At 68.1% G+C, this 18,824-nt stretch carries 14 protein-coding genes; 1 reads left to right on the top strand and 13 read right to left on the bottom strand.

Annotated elements, in window-relative coordinates:
- Positions 1-2: 2 nt before the first annotated feature.
- From LH19_RS17950 to LH19_RS17920, 7 genes are read right to left on the bottom strand one after another with little or no spacing between them, the layout of a single operon-like run.
- Positions 3-2,222 carry a TonB-dependent receptor gene (locus LH19_RS17950; protein WP_234715960.1) on the bottom strand — a complete coding sequence of 740 codons (2,220 nt, stop codon included), beginning with the start codon at positions 2,220-2,222 and terminating at the stop codon, positions 3-5.
- 29 nt (positions 2,223-2,251) lie between these two features.
- Complete coding sequence (locus tag LH19_RS17945) at positions 2,252-2,728, bottom strand: hypothetical protein (protein ID WP_054731004.1); 477 nt, start codon at positions 2,726-2,728, stop codon at positions 2,252-2,254.
- Complete coding sequence (locus LH19_RS17940; RefSeq protein WP_054731002.1) at positions 2,725-3,168, bottom strand: c-type cytochrome; 444 nt, start codon at positions 3,166-3,168, stop codon at positions 2,725-2,727. Before LH19_RS17940 ends, LH19_RS17945 begins: the two co-directional genes overlap by 4 nt.
- Complete coding sequence (locus LH19_RS17935; RefSeq protein ID WP_054730999.1) at positions 3,168-3,728, bottom strand: methylamine dehydrogenase light chain; 561 nt, start codon at positions 3,726-3,728, stop codon at positions 3,168-3,170. The genes LH19_RS17940 and LH19_RS17935 overlap by 1 nt, the downstream gene beginning before the upstream one ends.
- A gap of 31 nt (positions 3,729-3,759) precedes the next feature.
- Complete coding sequence (locus LH19_RS17930; RefSeq protein WP_054730997.1) at positions 3,760-4,350, bottom strand: redoxin family protein; 591 nt, start codon at positions 4,348-4,350, stop codon at positions 3,760-3,762.
- Positions 4,347-4,865 (bottom strand): MauE/DoxX family redox-associated membrane protein, encoded by a 519-nt coding sequence (locus tag LH19_RS17925; protein WP_054730995.1) that lies wholly within the window; start codon positions 4,863-4,865, stop codon positions 4,347-4,349. The genes LH19_RS17930 and LH19_RS17925 overlap by 4 nt, the downstream gene beginning before the upstream one ends.
- On the bottom strand, positions 4,865-6,031 hold the full coding sequence (locus tag LH19_RS17920) for an amine dehydrogenase large subunit (RefSeq protein ID WP_234715959.1): 1,167 nt from the start codon (positions 6,029-6,031) through the stop codon (positions 4,865-4,867). Before LH19_RS17920 ends, LH19_RS17925 begins: the two co-directional genes overlap by 1 nt.
- Positions 6,032-6,177: 146 nt before the next feature.
- Here LH19_RS17920 and LH19_RS17915 point away from each other — a divergent pair, with 146 nt between their 5' ends.
- Positions 6,178-6,837 carry a TetR/AcrR family transcriptional regulator gene (locus tag LH19_RS17915; RefSeq protein WP_234715725.1) on the top strand — a complete coding sequence of 220 codons (660 nt, stop codon included), beginning with the start codon at positions 6,178-6,180 and terminating at the stop codon, positions 6,835-6,837.
- A 22-nt stretch (positions 6,838-6,859) separates the two neighbouring features.
- Here the strand turns inward: LH19_RS17915 and LH19_RS17910 are convergent, their stop codons facing one another.
- The 6 genes from LH19_RS17910 to LH19_RS17885 all read right to left on the bottom strand — a co-directional run bounded on the left by LH19_RS17910 (position 6,860) and on the right by LH19_RS17885 (position 18,721).
- Entirely contained in the window at positions 6,860-9,694 is a 2,835-nt protein-coding gene (locus tag LH19_RS17910; RefSeq protein WP_082395872.1) for a CHAT domain-containing tetratricopeptide repeat protein, read from the bottom strand.
- 285 nt (positions 9,695-9,979) lie between these two features.
- A complete protein-coding gene (locus LH19_RS17905; protein WP_054730992.1) occupies positions 9,980-10,570 on the bottom strand; it encodes a hypothetical protein in 591 nt (196 codons plus the stop codon).
- Positions 10,567-11,742: a sensor histidine kinase gene (locus LH19_RS17900; RefSeq protein ID WP_322787414.1), complete on the bottom strand. Its 1,176-nt coding sequence runs from the start codon at positions 11,740-11,742 to the stop codon at positions 10,567-10,569. Before LH19_RS17900 ends, LH19_RS17905 begins: the two co-directional genes overlap by 4 nt.
- Positions 11,743-11,909: 167 nt before the next feature.
- Positions 11,910-12,596, bottom strand: coding sequence for a response regulator transcription factor (locus LH19_RS17895; protein WP_054730990.1), 687 nt, complete (start codon positions 12,594-12,596; stop codon positions 11,910-11,912).
- Between the two features lie 110 nt (positions 12,597-12,706).
- Complete coding sequence (locus tag LH19_RS17890) at positions 12,707-17,413, bottom strand: hypothetical protein (RefSeq protein WP_054730988.1); 4,707 nt, start codon at positions 17,411-17,413, stop codon at positions 12,707-12,709.
- Between the two features lie 21 nt (positions 17,414-17,434).
- On the bottom strand, positions 17,435-18,721 hold the full coding sequence (locus LH19_RS17885; RefSeq protein WP_054730987.1) for a porin family protein: 1,287 nt from the start codon (positions 18,719-18,721) through the stop codon (positions 17,435-17,437).
- Positions 18,722-18,824 lie beyond the last annotated feature (103 nt).

The following is an 18,824-nucleotide window of genomic DNA, read 5'->3' as shown; positions in this document are numbered from 1 at the left end:
GGTCAGAATTTCGTGCCAACGGTCACGCCATAGGTTCGCGGCGTTCCGACATGATTATAGTCGAAGCCGAAGCCCGCGAGCAGGTCGACGCGCGAGGTGAAATAGAATTTGTTGGTCAGGTTCTTGCCCCACACCGACGCTGTCCAGCGCCCGTCGGCCGACTCCCAATCGATGTGGCCCGAAAGCAGCACATAGCTTTTCTGGCGTAGGCGGGGGATGTTGAGCACTTCGAAATATTGGCTCGACGAATAGTTGAGGTCGCCGTGCAGGCTGAGCTTGCCGCTGCCGCCGTCGATCACCGTCGCATCGACGCCGCCGGTGAAGGTCAGCTTCGGTGCGTTCGACAGATTGTTGCCGCTGACATCGACCCCGCTGACGGTGCCCCGCTTGATCTTGGTGTCGAGAATGCCGACCCCGGCGCGCAGCGTGACCATGTCGGTGGCGCGCACCGTCAGCTCGGCCTCGCCCCCCAATATCTGTGACCGCGGAATGTTCAGCAGCGTCTGCGCTGCGGTTGCCGGATCGACGTTGATGAACTGCTGGTTGCTGTAGGTGTAGCGGAACGCCGCCATGTTGAGCGTGACGCGGCGGTCGGCGAACTGGCTCTTCAGCCCCAGCTCGAACGCATCGATCTTTTCGGCCTTGGCGACCGACAGTTCGGACGGATCGAAAAAGGCCTGCGCGTTGAAGCTCGGCGCGCGATAGCCGCGGCTGTAGTTGCCATAGACCATGACGTCGGGGTTGATCTTGTAATCGGCGCCGATCTTCCCCGACAGGTTTTCGGTGCTGTAATCGAGCCGCGACGGCGGGATCAGGTTCATCACCAGCACTTCGTTGGGGCCGAAGGCATTGGCTTCGAAATTGCTTTGCACCCCCTTGTCGTGCGTGAAGCGGATACCGCCGCGCAGGGTGAGCTGGTCGGTGACCTCGAAGCTCATGTCCGAATAGAGCGCATAGCTTTTCTTGAGCTGGTCGAAGCTGTTGCGGAACAGGCAGCCGAGCGGAAAGCCGACCGCGCAATCATTGTCGGTGACGCCGGGCAGGCCGTCGGAATCGATGTCCTTGCCGATCTCGAACGTCGTCTGGTTATAGACCTTCTCGCGGTTGAAATAGGCGCCGAGGATGAAGTTGAACGGCCCGCCGAAATCGCTGGTGAGGCGAAGGTCCTGCGCGAATTGCGTCGCCCGGTCGGCATAGGGGATTTCGAGCAGCTCGCTCGCGGTGCCGTCGGTATCTTCGTAGAAGCTGAGCCGTCCCTTGTCCCACGAAGTGACGCTGGTGATCGCGAGCGCGTCGGAGAGGTCGACGGTGCCGGTCAGCGATACCGACCAGGTGCGGGCGCGGCGGCGATCGGTGACGTTCGCTTCGATCTCGCGCCGCCCGAGCCCCGGCCGGTTCACCGCTTCGGGCTGGGCATAGATGCCATAGTTGCGCGGGTTCTGGTAGCTCGTCGAGGCGCGGAGGACGAAGCGGGCGCTATCGCTCGGTTCGAAAAGCAGGCTGCCGCGCACGCCATATTCGCGGACGCTGGCAAGGTCGGGTTCGCCGGGAAGCTGGTTCTTGAACCAGCCGTCGGCGCGCGCGAAAGTGAAGGCGACGCGCGCCGCCAATGTCTCGCCGAGCGGAACGCTGATCGCGCCATTGGCTTCGTAGCGGTTGTAGTTGCCGTAGCCGAGGTTGAGATAGCCCTCGGTATCGCCGAGCACCGGGGTGCGGCTGATCAGGTTGACCGCGCCGCCGGTGGTGTTCTTGCCGTAAAGCGTGCCCTGCGGCCCGCGCAGCACCTCGACGCGTTCGAGGTCGTACATGGCGACGCCCAGAAAAGCGAAATTGCCCTTGTAGACTTCGTCATAATAGGTCGCGACAGGGCTCGCCTGATTGAGGCTGTAGTCCGACATCGACACGCCGCGCAGCGCGAAGATCGGCGTGTTGTCGCCGACGGTCGAGGTGAGCTGGAGGTTGACGATCTTGCCCGCGAGTTCGTCGGCCTGCGTCACCCGCTGTTTTTCGAGCGAGTCACCGCCGAGCGCGCTGACCGCGATCGGCACGTCCTGCAGACGCTCGGACCGCTTCTGCGCGGTCACGACGATGTCGGTGCCGTCCGTGGTTTCGGCCACCGCGACTTCGGTCGCGGCCTCCTGCGCCAACGCCGGCGCGGAAACCCCCGCCATGAGCAAGGCCAGTAGCGGACGCGTGGCGTCGCGCATCATCAGCTTAGTCATCGAAAATTCTCCCCTGTCTATTCTTGTTTCTATGGCTTTCCGGCGGGGGCGAAGCGGGCGACCATGCCCGCCCGCACCGCCGCCGCTTCGGTTCGCAGCGGCTTCAGCCGCAGCCGCCCCACCTCGGCGGGTGTGTAGGGTGTGAAATCACCGGGAACATGCGCGGGATCGAAGCGCAGGAGCGACCAGTTCAGCACTTCGGCCAGCGCGTCGTCGGACAGCGCCGCGGTCGCGACGCCCGGTACCTGCGCCAGATATTCGCGCCCGCCGGGCACCTGCAGGAACTGCGCGACGAACCCCGCCATCGTCGGGGTCGTCTGGGGCGTTCCGGTCGCGTCGGCGCGGTGACAGCCCTGACAGGTCAGGATCCAGTTCTGCCGCGCGCGCGCCGGATTGGCGACGCCCGGCATTGCTGCGGCGTTGCCGGAAGGCGGGCTGCCCGAAACGGGTGCCGCCACCGCCGCCCCGGTCGCCAGGATCAGCGCGGGGGCGGCCAGCCATTTCATTTGCCGGCGACGCTCGGTTGAAGGCGCCCGACGGCGGCGGAATTGAGCGCGGCGCTGCCCGCGCGGTATCCCGCGATCTCGCGCGCCGTGAAAGCCTTTGCCGATCCGCCGCGGACGACATGGTTGAGCACCGCCGCGATCTGCGCATCGTTCAGCCCGGCCTGCGCGGGCATCATCCCGCGATAAGCCTTGCCTTCGACCGTGATCGGTCCCGACACGCCGCGGATCACGACGAGCGCGAGATAACGGCGTCCGGCGGCGCTTCCGGCCAGCGCCCGGACATCGCTCTTCAGCGGCGGGAAGGCACCGGGAACCCCGGCGCCGTTCGCCAGATGACACGCGGCGCAGCGCTTGTAGATCGTCGCGCCGTCGTCGGCGGCGGTCGCCGGTCCGGCGGCCGTCAGCCCGGCCAGCGCGAAGAGGATCGCCCACCGCGTCATCACTGCTGCTCCAGCGCGACGCCGAGGATGACGGCGGTCGAGCAATTGTAAATCGCGCTCGACGTGCCGAGACACCAGTTGATGTCGTTGTTCGCCTGCGGGCGGACCATCGGCCGGTCGCGTTCGTTGCGGTTGCAAAGGCAGCGCCCGCATGAGGATTTGCCGCAGCAGTCGTTATAGCTGATGATATAGGCGCGGTTGTCGGCGGGGTTCTGGCAGGTGCCGATCCACGTGATCGGCGACATTTCGGTGCCCGGCGGGCAACTGCTCGCGGTGCCGCCGCAGCAACTGCACAGAAAACCGTCGATCGCGCAATACCGCCAGTAATCGCACTGGGTCTGGTCGCCGGGGTCCTGCGGATTGCCGGTCGTTTGCGGCGCGACGGGATCGCCGCCGCCGCTATGGCCGTGCCCCTGTGCCTGCGCCCGCGATACCGGCAAGACAGGGATGACCGCTGCCCCCGTGATTGCGCCGCCGATCAGCGTCAGCAGGCTGCGCCGCGACGTCGCGCGGGCGACCCGGCGGGTCATTTTTTCGGAAAATTTGTCCAGTCCCGACATATTCGTTCCCTTCTTGTCGCGGCGTGCGCGATCAACCGCGCGCGAGATATTCCTGGATCGACGCGACGCGGCGTTCCTTGGCTTCGAACAGGCTTTCGAGATGCTCGCGGTTGTTGACGAGGCCGAGCGAGGCGATGTTGCCCTCCTCGTCGATCAGCACGGCATAAGGGAGCTTCGACACGCCGAGCGACCGGCCGAGCTCCTCGGACAGCACATAGTCGAAGCCCGTCAGCCCCTCGGCCATCGCCAGCCGGCGATGGGCCGCGGCGTCCCCATCGCTGGCGAGCACCACATCGAGCCAGCCGCGCTCGGCGCCGCTTGCCGAACGGACGACGGGCAAGAGCGTCTTGCACACCGGGCAGTCGGGCGAGAGGAAGAAGATGAGCTGGCCATGGCGGCGGCGCTTGCCGCCGATCGCGACCTGACGTCCGTCCAGGGTTTCGAGCGTCATTTCAGGCGCCTTGTCGCCGACATTGACCTTCTGGTGCAGCGTCAGCGCACCCGCCGGCGCGATGCGCTCGTGCAGCACCCCGACCTGCCGCGCGAGCGCCGCGACGAGGACGCCGAGGACCCCGACGGCGATCCACAGCAGGATTTGCGAAGCAAGGAAGAATCCGGTCATCGGGCAGCACTCCGGCTGGTGGCGGGAAGATGGGCGATTTCGCCGGCTGCGAAGAGCAGCGCGACAAAGGCGAGGGCGGCGAGGATCGACTGGATGTCGAAGCCGCCGCCCTCTGCGGGAGAGATGAGGAGGACAAGCGCGCCGGCGGCGAGCGCGATCGCGCGGCCGATGACGAAGAGGCCGATCCCGCGCCGCGGCTTGCCGAAATCGCACCCGCAGTCGATCGCGGCGTCGCCGCGCCGCCGCGCCGCAAATAGTGCGGCGGCATAGAGGGACCACAGCAGCGCGGCGAGCAAGGCGCCGACGGGCCGCGAAGCCGGGAAAAGCAGGGCCAGCGCCGCGGCCGTCTCGGTCGCTGCGGCCGCCATCGTCACCGGCATTGCGACAACCTGCGGCAGTCGCAGGAGGCCCGAGGTCGCTTGCGCAAGCCGGCCCCGATCGACGATCTTGTGCACCGCCGACGCCCCGAGGACCGCCGCCAGGAACAACGCCGCGACGGACGCGATCGCACCCATCAGCGTGCGGCCGTCATCGTCATGGGATCGTGGACGACGCTGGCGACCGTCCGGACGAACGCGCCGCTCGCCGCGTCATAGACGTCGAGCGATCCGTCGGGGCGCGAGGCGACGAGCAATGGCTGTTGCTGTTGCGTCGCCTCGATCGACAGGCTGTGGTTCTTGAGCGCGATGCGGCGGACCAGCGTCTTTGCCTGCGGGTCGATGACCCACGCCTCGGTGCCGCCATCCTTGTGCGATCCTTCGACCCCTTTGGGGTTCATCAGCACGTAGAGCAGCCCGGCGCGGTCGGCCGATATGACCTGCCAGCCGGCAGGCCGCCATTCGGGTTCGCCGCCCGCCTGCGGCGGGATCGCGAAACTGCCGAGGTCTTTCGCTGCTGCTCCCGCAAAATCGATCGCGCGCAAATTGCCCTTGAAGCTGACGAACCAGCCGGTGCGTCCGACCATCGCCGGGGTCATGAACAGCGGGTCGTCGTCGATATCGTTGAACGCCTCGCTGGTGACCGCCGGTCCGGCCTTGCCGGCGGCGTCGAGCGCGATGCTGGTCATCGTGCCGTCGGCGCACAGCGAGGTGAAGCCGCGCGGGCCGGTCGGGTAGACGAGCGAACAGCCCGGCAGGTCGATGTCCGACAAAATCTTGCGGCCGTCCAGATCGACGACGGTCACCGACGAGCCGGGAGTGAAGTTGAAGACCAGCGCCCATTTTTCGTCGTTGGTCAGTTGTAGGCTGTTGCGCAGCGTCACGAACAGGCCGCGTTTGCCGCCGGGCAGGACGATCTCGTCCTTCGGAGCCAGCGTCTTCGTATCCCAGATGGTGATGACGTCGGTGCGTTCGCCGCGGGTCAGCCGCGAATAGAAGGTTTCGCCGACATAGATTTCGCCGCGCGTCGTCGACGGCAGGATGTTGCCGAACTGCGCGACGGGAATCTGGCCGCGCAGATTGTGGTTTGCGGCGGCGACATCGACAATCGCGGCGCGCCCGTCGGGCAGGCTGTTGAAGTGCAAATCGTGCACGAAGACCCAGCTATCGGGATAGCGTTCGGGCAATTCGGAAACGGTCGGGACCGGCTCTTCGGGCAGCGGCTGCGGAAAATTTTGTGCGCCCGCCGCGCTGGCTGACATCAGCAACATGGCAAAAGCCGCCATTCGATCGACGCGCGCCATTCCGGCCTCCCTGATTCAATCCCCTGGGCTCTTGTGGCCCGCATTTGAAAATTATGCGTTCGACTAACTTTAGTCAAGTGAGTAAAGTCGGACACTTGTCCGGCGAGGGCGAACTGGCTAGGCGGAGGGGAGGAGGCCCTAAAAAAGTGACCAATTTCATCGTTCCCGACCTGAAGATCACGCCGCGGACGGGGGGCTATGCGCGGGGTCAGGATGGCTTTGAGCAGATATTGCGGTCGGCGCTGACGCTGTTGGTCGATCAGGGCGCATCGGCGCTGACGCTGCGCCGAATCGCGACCGAATCGGGAATGAACGTCGGCAGCCTCAACTATTATTTCAAATCGAAGGACGACCTGATTCGCGAACTGCTGAACGCGGTGATCAGCAGTTACGAGGAAGCGTTCGACGAGATCATCCACGAGCCCGGCGCAAGCGCCGAGGCGCGGCTCGAGAATCTGGTCGAGCTCATCCTCGAGGATATCACGACGAAGAAGACGACGCGCTTCTTTCCCGAACTCTGGGCGATGGCGAACCACGACGGCTTCGTTCACGACCGGATGAACGAGCTTTACGAACGCGCGCGCGTATCGCTCAACGAACTGATCGCGGAGATCAACCCCAGCCTGTCGGGCGAAGCACGTGAAATACTGGCGCTGTTCATTTCCGCGTCGATGGAGGGAATGACGGTCTTCGCGGGCTATGAGAAGCCCTGGGCCGCGCGGATGCCGGTGTTGCAGGCGCTCGCCAAAAAATCCTTCATCGAACTGGTGAAGAATCTGCGGTCCGAAGACCTGAAAGTCGAATAGACCCCGACTCTGCTCCGCTGCCCTATCGAGAGAAAAGTTCGAACGGCGCCCAATGGGCGGGATGCGCCACGCGCGCCTCGCCGTCGCTTCCCTTGCGGATCTTGCGGATCGCGTCGCGGAGCGCGCTGGCCGGATCGGAACCCGCGCGCAGCCCGCGGACGGTGCCCACCGACAGCCGCCGCGCGACATCGTCGCGGACCGGCCAGTGGCTGGCCATCACCTCGTCCGCGCCGGCGAGGAAAAAGCCCTGAACCAGCCCCGAGAGTTGCGGCCGGTCGGCACCGGCCGCCCCCGCGGTGTTGCATGCCGACAGGATGACCAGCCGCGCCGGCAGGCTGAGACCGCCGATCTCGCTCGGTTTGAGCAGGCCGTCGTCGCCGCCGGCCGGGGTCAGCAGCAGTGCCGGTTCGTCGAGCCCGTCGAGTTCGCCCGAGATCAGGCCGTGCGTCGCAAAGGCGAGCACGGCGCCGCGCGGCACGGTGGTCGCGCGCAATTCGGCCTCGGTCGCGCGCTCGCCGATCAGCAGGCGCGAATTGCCGCCGCCGATCGCGGCGGCCAGCGCCGACAGTTCGCGCGCGGCGTCGGGAAGCTCGGGCAAGGCATCGATGGCCCGCGCGGTGCCGGCGGAGCGCATCGCCATCAGCGAGCCCGCCTTGCGGCCTTCGACCCCGCCGAGGGCGATCAGCGTGCCGTCGGCGGGCGCCGCATCGCCATGCGGATCGCCGGCCCGCGGCGCGCGGACCCGCCGGCTGAGTGCGAGGCGGTCGATCAGATAATCGCCGCTGCGCGCGTCGGGCACGAGCAGGCCGAGGGGCAGCGCGCCGAGCGAGCCGTTGGCGATCACCGCGAGCTGGCGCACGGGGCGCAGCATTGCGGCCGCCTTTTCCGGAAACAGCAACGCATAGAGGTCGGCCGCCGCCGCCCGGTCGAAGGCGCCCCGATCGCCCGCGTCGAGCGAGGCGCGGAGCCGTGCGACGAGCGCCCCGACCGGCGCGGCGGCCGGGATCAGATATTGGAGCGGCTCGTTGCCGCGGGTGAGCGTCGCGAGCCACGCGCCGCCCAGATCGGTGAGCATCGCGGTTGCGCCGGCGTTGCCGGTCGCGGCTTCCATTTCGGCGAGCGTCGACGGCGTGAAGACGAGCCGGGCGAGTTCGGACGGCGCAAGCCCGGCGTCGAGCGCGAGGATCGCTTGCCGGTTGGCCGCGAGTTCGCCCGTCACGGCGACAAGGTCGAAGGCCGGATCGGGGCGCGCGAGGTTCGCCTCGATCCGGGCGTTCAGCCCCTGCCGCGCGGCCAGCAACTGGCGCCGTTCGGCAACCTTGGTCGCGAAGCCGGCGTCGGTGGCGGCGGCGCGTTCGCTTTCGGCTATGGCCAGTGCATCGTCGATACTGCTGCGCGCCGCCCATTGCTGCGCCTCGAACGCGTCGTTGATCGCGCCGCGCCGCGCGAACAGTTCGGCGAGCCAGCCATAGGCCGGGCGCTGGCGTTCGGCCTGCGCCGACCCGCGCGCTAGGTTGGCGCCGAGCGTGAGATCCGCGAACAGGCTGCGCGCTTCCGCCACGAGATCGGCGGCCGGACGGCTGTCGCCGCGGTCCTGCGCGCGCAGCACCATGGCGCGGGCCAGCAGCAGGTCGGGGTGGTCGGCGGGCAGCATTTTCATGCGCAGCGCGACCGCTTCCGCCGCCGCATTTTCGGCGCCCGCCCAGTCGGCGTTGGCGAAGGCCGCCTTCGCCAGATTGTCGCGCGCGTTGGCGCGATCGCGATGCCCTTCAGGCAGGCGCTCGTCGCGGATGGCCAGAAGTTCGCGGGCCAGCGGCTGCGCCTCGGCGCCGCGGCCGGTGCCGATCAATGCGATCAGCCGCGTATCGCGCGCGACGAGGGCGCGGTCGCTTTGCGCGCCGAGCTGCTTGTCGATGATCGGTGTCGCGACGTCGAGGAAGGCGATGGCGTCGTCATATTGCCTGGCGCGGGTCAGCGCCTGCGCAAACTGCACCCGCATCGCGGCGCTATTCTGGTTGGGTCCGCCGCTGGCCTTTTCGGTCAGTTCGAAAGCGCGCCGGATCATCGGCATCGCATCGTGCGGACGGTTGATGCGAAACAGGACGGCGCCGAAATTGGCATAGAGATTGGCCATCATCGGATGGTCGGCGCCCAGTGCGCCGCCGGTCCGCCCGATGGCATTTTGCGCCGCGGCGATCGCTTCCTCGGTGCGGCCGGCCGAATAGAGATAGACGATCCGGTTGGCGCTCCACACCGCGACCGCCGGGGGGACGGGGTCGAGCGCGAGCCCCATCTCGACCGCCCGGGCGTTGCGTTCGAGCGCTTCGTCGAGGCGCCCCTGTTCGAGATAGGCGGCGGCGAGATTGGAAAGCGCGACGGCGTGGTCGCTACCCGGCGCGTCCTTCGCATAATCGGCGACAAGCTGTTCGTTGAGCGCGAGCGAGGCCGTATGATCGCCCTTGAAGCTGGCGACATAAGCGCGGAGGCTCAGCGTATCGCGCCAGCTCTTGCGATAGCCGGGCGCCTTTTCGAGTTGCGGCGCGATCCGGTCGATAATCGCGAGCGCCGCGTCCATCTCGCCTGCCGAAGCGCGCGATATGGCGCCGTAAAGCTCGCGCGCCGCGATTTCGGGATGGCCGGCGGGGTAGAGGCGCCGCGCCTCGGCCAGCGTTTCGTCGGCGAGGGCGCGATAGGCGGCCTGATCGGCTTCGGGTTCGGCGACCTCGATGCGCGCAACGAGAGCGTCGAGCTTCGCACGGTCGACGGGCGAGGCCGGCGCTGCGGCTACTCCCGCGCTCCACGCCAGACATATCGCCATTACCGCCAGTCGCGCCGCCCGGCCCGTTCTATCCCGCATCGCTCGTCCCCCGATCTGCGTGCGACCCCGCGCGCTCTTGCGCCGGAAGTGGCGCAAAATTCAAGCCTTTTGAGGAAGCTCAGGCGTGGGGAATGAAAATAGGCTGGCTGGTTTCGGCGGGTTATGGGCATAACTCACGTGCACCCCGGCGAAAGCCGGGGCCCAGGGTGTATTCACGCTAGGCTAGCTTTCCAACGCTCTGGGCCCCGGCTTTCGCCGGGGTGCACAAATGAGCGAACGTCCGCTCCCCCCAGCCACTCCAGTCAACGGACGGCGGACCGAACGCTAGTCGAGCACGAGGTAATAATTCACCCGCCGCGCCCCGCCGTTGCTGAGCTCGATCCGGTAGCGCTGGGTGAAGACCGGGGTGAAGCGGCAATCGCGGGCGTGCGCCGGCCTGCGGTCGCAGACGAGCTTGCCGTCGCCGTCGTAGATGCGCAACCGGAGTTCGCTTTGCGGCTGCGAGTCGGCCGCGATGGTTGCCGCCTGTCCGGACAGGAAGAGCTGGTTCAGGCTGGTCTCGTTGCCGGGCGCGAGCGTGCCGCGCACATAGCCGGGGCCGAGCGCGCGGCCGCGTAACGGCGGGAGCTTGTCGGCAACCGACGCGCGCCAGACCGGAACCGGGTCGTCGGCGATCGCGGCATCGAGCGGCCGTGCACCGCGCTGGCCGAGGCGGAGCAGCGTCGACGCGAGCACCCGCTTGTCGCCATTCCCGTGCGCCGCGTCGGCGGCGGCGAGGTCGGCCGCAACGCCGCTGGCCCGTGATGCGCCGGACGGAGGGGCGGCAGCGTGAGGTTCGGTGCCATGCGCCGCGCATCCGGCGAGCGTCGCAACAAGGCCGATGCCGATCCAGCGGGAGTGGCTGCGCCGGGTCATGTCGCCTGTTCCTTTACGATGAAGCGCGCGCCCTTTTCGGACGGCGCCAGCGTGAGCGTCAGATCGTGGCGCTCGGCGATCGCGCGCGCCAGCGCAAGGCCTAGCCCGCTTCCCGGTGCGTCGCGCCGGACATTGGCGCTGCGATGGAAGCGTTCGAAGATTTTTTCGCGATCGGCTTCGGGCACGCCCGGCCCGTCGTCCTCGACCGTCAGCACCGGACCTGGCGCGAGCTTCAGCCGTACCATACTGCCCGCCGGCGCATATTTGAGCGCATTGTCGAGCAGGTTGGTGACGAGCTGGCCAAGCTGGCTTTCCTCGCCCTCGAAAACGATGCCGGGCGCGACCGACCACGAAAAATCATGCCCCGAATCCTCGGCGCTGTCGGCGTAAAGTTCGCAGATGCGGGTCACCATCGCGCTGAGATCGACCGGGCGCAGCCCGTGGCGGTCGCCGCGCCGTGCCTTGCTCGCGGCGATGTCGAGCAACGATTCGAGCATCGCCACGAGCCGCTTGATGTCGCCGCGTGCCTCGAGCAGCCGCGCGGCGACGGCGCTGTCGGCGCCCGCCGCCAGCGCCTTGGTGAGCCGCCCGTCGAGGTGCATCAGCGGGGTGCGAATCTCGTGCGCGATCTGGTCGGAGGCATCGCGATATGCCTCGATCAGCCGTTTTTGCCGCGACAGCGCCGCGGCGCTGTGGCCGGTGAGTTCGTCGATCTCGTCGCGCGCGGCGCCGCCGCGCAGAGTCGCCAGCCGATCCTCGTCAGAATCGCGAAAGGCGTCGTTGATGCGTTCGATCCGCCAGTGCAGCCGGCCCGCGGCGGCGCGGCCAAGCCCGCCGACGAGCAGCACGAACAGGGCGCCGCCGCCGAGAAAGACCAAAGCCACGCGTTGCAACAGCGCGCCATTGTCGCCGGTATCGCGCGCGACGACGAGCTGGAGTGCGGGGCCGAGGCGGGTCGCGCGGGCATAGACTTCGGTGCCGGCGCCGATGCGGATCGTCCCGCTTTCCGAAACCCCGGCGTCGAGTTCGGGCCATTCGGCAATGTCGCCCGCGAGGCGCGCGCCGCGGGCATCGGCGAGCAGATAATGCGGCGCCCCGCCGTCCGACGGGGTGATCGCCAGCCGGTCGGCGATGCGCCGTTCGAGTTCGCCGCGTCCGCTGGTGGCATAGATATCGACGAGCCCGGCAAGGTCGACATCGACCGCCTTGCGCGCCGAAGCGGCGACGGTCGCGCGGATCGTCTGGTCGGTCAGTATCCACAGGCCGGAGACGAGCGCCAGCGACAGCAGGATCGCGAGGCGGACGATGCGCGAGAAGATCGAACGGCGGGCGATCGCTCCTACCTCCCGTCGAGCAGGCGGTAGCCCGAGCCCCAGATGGTTTCGAGCGCGGGGCTGGCGAAGCCGTCCTCGAGCTTGCGCCGCAGCCGGCCGACGTTGACGTCGACGACGTTCGTCTGCGGATCGAACGACATGTTCCACACATCGCGCAGCAGCATCTCGCGCGTCACCACCTCGCCCGCATTTTCCATGAAATAGCGGAACAGTTCGAACTCGCGCGGGCTGAGCGCGAGGTGCCGGTTCTGGCGGAAGGCGGTGCGCGCCTTCACATGGCATTCGAAGGCGCCGTAGAGGATGACGGCGCTATGCTCGCGTCCCGATGCGCGGCGGTAGAGGGCGCGCAGCCGCGCCATCAGTTCCTCGGCCTCGAACGGCTTGGCGAGATAATCGTCGGCGCCCGCGTCGAGCCCCTCGGCACGGTCGGTGGTGCGTCCGAGCGCCGAGAGCATGAGCACCGGGGTGCCCACCCCGCTTTCGCGGAGCCGTTTGACGATCGTTAGCCCGTCGAGATCGCCGAGCATGCGATCGAGGATGATGACGTCGAATTTTTCCATGCCGGCGCGCAACAGCCCGCCGGCGCCGCTGTTTTCCCAGGTGACGATGTCGCCGCGCGCGGCGGCGAGCGCCTGCACCTCCGAGGCGGCGCGTTGGTCATCCTCGACATATAATATCTTCAGCGTTTCCATGATGTTGGCGCTGCAATCCCCCATAATGGCAGGCGACCCCGTCCCTTCTGGCACGGCCGAAGGGACGGGGCAAGCATGCTGCCCGGCCGGAAAGGATCGCGGCGCCCCGGTCAACGCGGCGCTTTGAAGCTGACCAGCCCGCCGAGCAGGCGTTCGGCGCGCTGGCGCAGGTCGCCCGCGTCGCCGGGCTGCGGGGCCGCGGTCGGCAGGGCAGGCGTACCGGGCGCGGCGACGGGAAGTGTGCCTGCCGACGATGCGGCCCAGCGCCCCCAATCGGCCGAAAGCGATGCTGGCGGCGGCGAGCCGGTCCCGGCGGGCGCGCCGGCCGGCAGCGGCGTCGTGGGGGCTGCGGTTGCCGCGACGGGATTGCCGCCGCCCGGCGCCATGCGGGCATAGGGGTTGGTCGGCGCGGCGGGCTGGCCGGCGAAGGCGGCGACGCCCGAGACGACAAGCCCGGCGCCCGCGTCATTGACCGTATAGGCGGCGCCGAAATGGGTCGCGCCGGGACCGAACAGGGCGCCGCGCACATTGCTGGAGCAGGTGGCGGTGCAGCTCGCGGCGGTGGTGCCGCTGATCAGCGCGAGGCCGTCGATCTCGTTGTTGCCGGTCAGGCGATAGCCGCCGTTGTTCGGATCGGCCGCGCCGCCTGCCGTCTTCACGTTCCAGCCATATTGGTCGATGCCGATGTCGAAATCGAAGCCGACGCGCTTGGTCGCGAAATCGACCGCAACACTGCCGGTGAAGCTGCCCGGTGCAAGGTTGGCGAGCCGGTCGGTCGGCCGCGTCGCGCCGACGAGGGCATAGTCGACACGGCCGGTCGTGGGCAGCGCGGTCGCGAAAGTGCCCGACAGGATCGGGTTGCCGCTGTTGGCGAGGTTCGGATCGTCGAGGCCGAAATTATTGGTGTCGAGCCAGCGCGTCCAGCCGATAACGCCATCGACGCTGCCGCTTTCGCCGGCGGGGCCGGGGCGCTGGACGCCCTGCGGCGAGCCATTGTCGCGCGTCCAGCCGACCAGCACGCCCGCATCGTCATAGGTGACTTTCGAGCGATATTGGGCGTCGAAATTGGCGTAGGTCAGGTTGATCAGATACTGGTTCTCATACTGGCCGGTCGCGATGCCGGGTTCCGGCTGCGGTTCGGGGTCCGGATCGGGGCCGGGTCCGCCCGAGCCCGTCGCGGCAAAGGCAACCGCGCCCTGGATTCGCTCGGCGGTCTGGAAATTTGGGTTGTCGATGGTCTGATAGGTCATGCCGACGCGGTCGGCCGAGCCGCCAAAGCCGCCGTAGAAGAGGATCAGGCAGCCGTCGCTGGAACAGGCGTCGCCGTTGCCGGTCATCTTGCCGTTCATGTTGAACACCGGATTGACCCCGAAGGTGCTGACGAGGGCGCCGTCGGCGCGGCCCTCGGAGGCGAAGTCGTAGCGCACGTTGCCGCCCGCTTCGGGCATGACGATGGTGCCGTCGAAGCCATAGCTGAGGCTGGAGGCGTCGAAGCCGATGGTCAGGTTCGCGTCGAAGGTGCCCGGCGCGGCGCGCCCCGACGCGAAGACGGGTTTCGTGGCCGCGAGCACATCGTAATCGATCGTGCCGCTGGTCGGCAGCGGCGTCGTCAGCGGGGCGGTGACCACCCACGGAATGCCGCCGTTCGCGCCGACATCGTTATTGAAGCCGCGGAAGCGTGGGGCGCCGTCGACATAGCGTCCGACGACCACCGAGGCGTCTCCCGCGACATCGACCGCCTGCGCGGTGCCGATGCCGAGATCGCCGGCATCGGTGAGCACGCCGTCGGCGTCGAGTTGCGGCGTGGCCGAGGCCTGATAGGAAACGCCGGCATGCACCGCATAGGCCCGGGCACCGGTTGTGCCGCTGGGAAAGCCGCCGGCATATTGCGGATTGTCGGGACCGCCGGGATCGGGCAGGCCCGCAAACTGGTCGGGATCGCCGCCGGTTTCGAGATAGGCGAGATAGCCGGTCAGGAAGGCGAGGATCGGTCCGGAGAGCCGGTCGTCAAGCACACCCGCCCCGTCGAGCAGCGCCAGATAGGTCTCGATCTGCTCGGGCGTCAGCGCCGTATATTCGGACGGACGGCCGCCGCCGAGGAGGAAGCTGTAATAAGCCTGCACCGCGGCCAGATAGTCGCTGTACACCGGCAAACCGCCATATTCGACCGGATCGCCGCCGGCGGCGAGGAAGGCGTAATATTGGGCGAAGAAGGCGTCGAGCCCGGCGTGGCTCGTGAAGCCACCGGCCCCGTTCAGCGCCGCGAGATAGGCGCTGATCTGCGCCTGCGTCAGCGCAGTATATTCGGTGGGCAGGCCGCCTGCCGCAAGGAAGGCATAATAGGCGTTCAACGCCGTCACATAATCGGCGTAGACCGGTAGCCCGGCGAACTGAGCGGGGTTGCCGCCGCCCGCGATAAAGGCAAAATATCCGGTGAAAAAGGCGTCGAGCCCGGCGTGGCTGGCGAAGCCGCCAGCGCCGTTCAGCGCCGAGAGATAGGCCCTGATCTGGGCCGGCGTCAGCGCGGTATAATCGGCGGGCAACCCGCCCCCGGCAAGGAAGGCGTAATAGGCATTCAGCGCCGAGACGTAATTGCTATAAATGGGCAGCCCGCTGAAACCGTTGGGCGTGCCGCCCCCGGCGAGATAGGCGAAATAAGCGTTGAGCAGGTCGGCGTTGGCGCCGAGCAAGCTCGCCGCCTGTCCCGATCCGGTGATGCTGGCGAGATAGGTCTCCAGCGTCGCCAGTTGCTGCGCATCATAGTCCGCGGGCAGCCCGCCCGCGGCGAGAAAGGCGGCGTAGGCATTGAGCGCGGCGGCGAACGCCGCGAAATCCGGCGGTACCGGCAGGCCCGCAAAATTGTCGGGATTGCCGCCGCCCGCGAGGAAAGCGAAATAGTCGCTGTAGAAGCCCGCGAGTTCGGCCAGAAAGGCGTTGCTTGCCCCCGCCCCCTGCAGCGCCGCGATATAGGCGCGGATCGTTTCCTGCGTCAGTGCGCCATAGGCGGAAGGCACGCCGCCGTTCGCGAGATAGGCGTAGTAGGCGGCGAGCGCATCGGCATAGCCGGCGAAGATGTTCGCGTTCAGCCCGGGAAAGGCGTTCGGCTGCCCGCCGCCCTGCAGGAAAGCGAGATAGGCAGCGAAGAATTCGGTGCGGTCGCCAAGGAAGCGGTCGAGCGCGCCGCCCGCCTGCAGGGCGGCGAGGTAGGCGCGAAGCTGTTCGATGTCGGCGCCGTCATAGTCCGACGGCAAATTGCCGGCGGCGAGGAAAGCGAAATAGGCGTCGAGCTGGTTCGCATAGCCCGCGAAGATGTTGGCGGGGAGGCCGGCAAAGGCATCGGGGGCTCCGCCGCCGCGCAGGAAGGCGAGATAGGCCGAATAGAAGGCCGCCCGGTCGCCCGCGACGGTATCGAGCAGCCCCGCATCGGCGAGCGTTTCGAGATAGCTGCGCAGCGTCGCGGCATCGAGCGCGCCATAGGCGCTGGGCAGGCGGCCGCTGGCGAGGAAAGCGAAATAGGCGTCGAGTGCGGCGCGATATTCGGCCGCAAAGGCGATGCCGCCGTTGCCGAGATAGGCGGCGAGCAGCGCCCGGTCGGTGGCCCGGAGCCGCTGGACGAGCCCGCTGTCGGCGAGGAAGCGGATATAGGCGTCGATCGTCGCCGCGCTCGCCTGACCGAAGTCGGCGGGATTGCCGCCGCCGCGGATGAAGGCGAAATAGGCGGCGGTCAGGTCGGTGAAGTTGCGGCCGAAGCGGTCGGGGCTGCCGCCGCCCTGCAGGAAGGCGAGATAGGCGTCGGCGAGGACACGATCCTGCGCGCCGAGCTGGCCGAGCCGGCCGGTACACCCGGCATAGGCGATGAAGGCGTTGATGTCGGCGAGGCTGGCGCTGCCGAAGCTCGACGGCGCGGCGTTCGAACGGAGCAGGTCGAGGTACTGGCCGAGGAAACCCGCATAGGCGGTAAGGAAATCGGCCCCCGAGCGGCCGGCGGCGAGATGCGCCAGATAGGTGCGGATGATGTCGGCCTGCGCGCCCGGAAAGGGCGTGCCGCCATAGGCATGTTCGAGCCCCGCCGCGCCGGCGACGAGCAACGCCAGGTCGCCGCTGGGGAAGCTTTCGATCGCCGGGTTGGCGACCGCCGCATCGACGCGGCGCGCCGCCGCGAGCACATCGCTCGATGCGCCCGCCGCCGCCAGCGCATCGCCGAGCGTCACCGGCACGCCGTTCGCTGCCGCCGCCACGGGGCCGCCCGCGCGCATGTCGGCGATAGGGGCATCCGCCGCATCGCTGGCCGCCGGCGTCGCCTGCGCGCCGTTCGAGACGACCTGTTGCGCGCGTTCGCCGGGCGCGAAGGCGAACAGCTGGCCTGCGGCAAAGCGGCGCGGTGCGTCCGCCGGACCGATATCGACCGCACCGGTCAGCACATGGCCGCGGCCCTTGCCGTCGGCGCCGACGCTGAAGGTCGCCGCCGACGCGCGGCCGGCGATGCGGCCCTCGACCCCGTCGGGCATGCGCACGATCGTCGTGCCGTCGCCGCCCGCGACGGTCAGGCTGCCGGCATAGAGATGCACCGAGCCGTCGGTGTCGATGCGATAGTCGGCGACGCCGAGCACCGAAACGACCGCGCCGTCGTCGAGCCGGACCTGCTTCAGCCCGTCGAGCTGGTTGACGCGGGCGCCGAATTCGAAACTCTTGTCGCCTTTCGAGGAAAAGAGCAGGTCGCCGGCAAAGGCCGGGGCGGCGAGCGAGAGGCTCGACGCGCCGACGAGCAGGGCGGTGGCGAGCCGAAGTTGGGGGCGAAGCTGGGGGTTGTGCGTCATGGTCGTCTCTCCCGGTCCGGATCAGAATTCGAGGCGAAGGCCGAGCGAGGCAGTCCAGCGCTCGTAATCGTAAAGGGCGATGTTGCTCCAGTTGCGCGTCCAGGTGGCGCGCGGCTGGAGGAAGAGGGTATCGGTCAGCGCGACCTTGATCCCCGCGGTGAGGTCGAGCCGCTCGTCGCCCCGCTCGACGAGGAACAGCGCATCGGCCTGATCGTAGCGGCGCAGGTCGAAGGCGGCGCCGGCGACGAGCGCGATGCGGTTCGCGACCGGGAACTCGCCGCCGATATTGGCGCCGACGAACCAGTTCGATTCGGCATCGCCCGCGGCACGGCGCGTCTCTTCCTTGCCGCCCGACAGGCCGGCGGCGATGGTGCGGGTGACATAGCCGATGCCGACGGCATAGCGATCGGCATCGCGCGTCGGCGCGCCGTCGTAATCGAGCCGGTTCCACTGCGCCGACAGCGTCAGCGCGCGGCCGCCGCTCAGCGTCTTGGTATATTGGCCGATGACGCCATAGGCGGTGCGATAGCCATCGTGGCCGAGCCAGAATTTCTGCACCTGCCCCGACAGGGACACGACGTCGCGATTGGCAAAGCTGTGCGCATAGCCGGCGGTCCCGGTCAGCGCCGCCTGATCGAAACGGCGGCTGTCGAAATTATCGCGCCAGTTGCCGAGCGCGCTTGCGAACAGCCGGTCCTGCCGCCCGATCGCGGTGACGGCGGAAACACCGCCCTGGATCTCGTAATATTCGTCGCCCTGCGCCACCGCACCGGGGCCCAGCGTGCCGGGGCCGAGGAAGCTGAACAGCGGGATGACGATGGTGTTGAGGTCGGTCGCGGCGTTGATATTGTCGTCGTAACCGGCGCGGGCGTCGATAAAGCCCGACACGTCGGAACCGCCGCCCGCGATCTGCTTGTCGAACTGCCGCACGAAGCCGGTGAAGCGCTGGCGCACCGGGTCGGGCAGGCTGGGGTCGTCGACGACGGTGGCGAATTCCTGCCGCGCGGTGTCGATATCGCCGGCCAGTGCATAGGCGCGGGCGAGTTCGGCGCGCGCCGGGGCGTTCTCCGGCTGGACCGCGAGCACGCGCTGGAAGGCGATCACCGCTTCGCCGTAGCGCCCCGCATCGAGCGCGGCGATGCCGAGACGATAGTCGAAATCGGGATCGCCGGCCCGCGTTGCGGCTTCGGCCGCCAGCGCGTCATAAGCGGCGGTCGCCGCCGCCGGGTCCTGCGCCTGTGCGGCGCCATGCGGCGCGAGCACGGCGATGAGCAGCGGTGCGGTGCAGGAAAAAAATCGTTTCGCCATGGCCTCTTCCGTCGATCGTTGCGTTCGCGATGATCTAGGGTTGGGGCGGGGCGCTTGTCCGGTGACGAAGTTCGTCCGAATGATGACAAAGGCTGATAGCTGT

The organism is Sphingopyxis macrogoltabida, assembly GCF_001314325.1.
In the GTDB taxonomy this organism is placed as follows: domain Bacteria; phylum Pseudomonadota; class Alphaproteobacteria; order Sphingomonadales; family Sphingomonadaceae; genus Sphingopyxis; species Sphingopyxis macrogoltabida.
Note: the sequence above shows the minus strand (reverse complement) of the source record. Positions and strands in the feature narration are given on the sequence as shown.

Excerpts from the sequence above, each read along its gene's own strand:
- LH19_RS17950 (WP_234715960.1), bottom strand. The coding sequence starts at position 2,222 with ATGACTAAGCTGATGATGCGCGACGCCACGCGTCCGCTACTGGCCTTG.
- LH19_RS17945 (WP_054731004.1), bottom strand. The coding sequence starts at position 2,728 with ATGAAATGGCTGGCCGCCCCCGCGCTGATCCTGGCGACCGGGGCGGCG.
- LH19_RS17940 (WP_054731002.1), bottom strand. The coding sequence starts at position 3,168 with ATGACGCGGTGGGCGATCCTCTTCGCGCTGGCCGGGCTGACGGCCGCC.
- LH19_RS17935 (WP_054730999.1), bottom strand. The coding sequence starts at position 3,728 with ATGTCGGGACTGGACAAATTTTCCGAAAAAATGACCCGCCGGGTCGCC.
- LH19_RS17930 (WP_054730997.1), bottom strand. The coding sequence starts at position 4,350 with ATGACCGGATTCTTCCTTGCTTCGCAAATCCTGCTGTGGATCGCCGTC.
- LH19_RS17925 (WP_054730995.1), bottom strand. The coding sequence starts at position 4,865 with ATGGGTGCGATCGCGTCCGTCGCGGCGTTGTTCCTGGCGGCGGTCCTC.
- LH19_RS17920 (WP_234715959.1), bottom strand. The coding sequence starts at position 6,031 with ATGGCGCGCGTCGATCGAATGGCGGCTTTTGCCATGTTGCTGATGTCA.
- LH19_RS17910 (WP_082395872.1), bottom strand. The coding sequence starts at position 9,694 with ATGCGGGATAGAACGGGCCGGGCGGCGCGACTGGCGGTAATGGCGATA.
- LH19_RS17905 (WP_054730992.1), bottom strand. The coding sequence starts at position 10,570 with ATGACCCGGCGCAGCCACTCCCGCTGGATCGGCATCGGCCTTGTTGCG.
- LH19_RS17895 (WP_054730990.1), bottom strand. The coding sequence starts at position 12,596 with ATGGAAACGCTGAAGATATTATATGTCGAGGATGACCAACGCGCCGCC.
- LH19_RS17890 (WP_054730988.1), bottom strand. The coding sequence starts at position 17,413 with ATGACGCACAACCCCCAGCTTCGCCCCCAACTTCGGCTCGCCACCGCC.
- LH19_RS17885 (WP_054730987.1), bottom strand. The coding sequence starts at position 18,721 with ATGGCGAAACGATTTTTTTCCTGCACCGCACCGCTGCTCATCGCCGTG.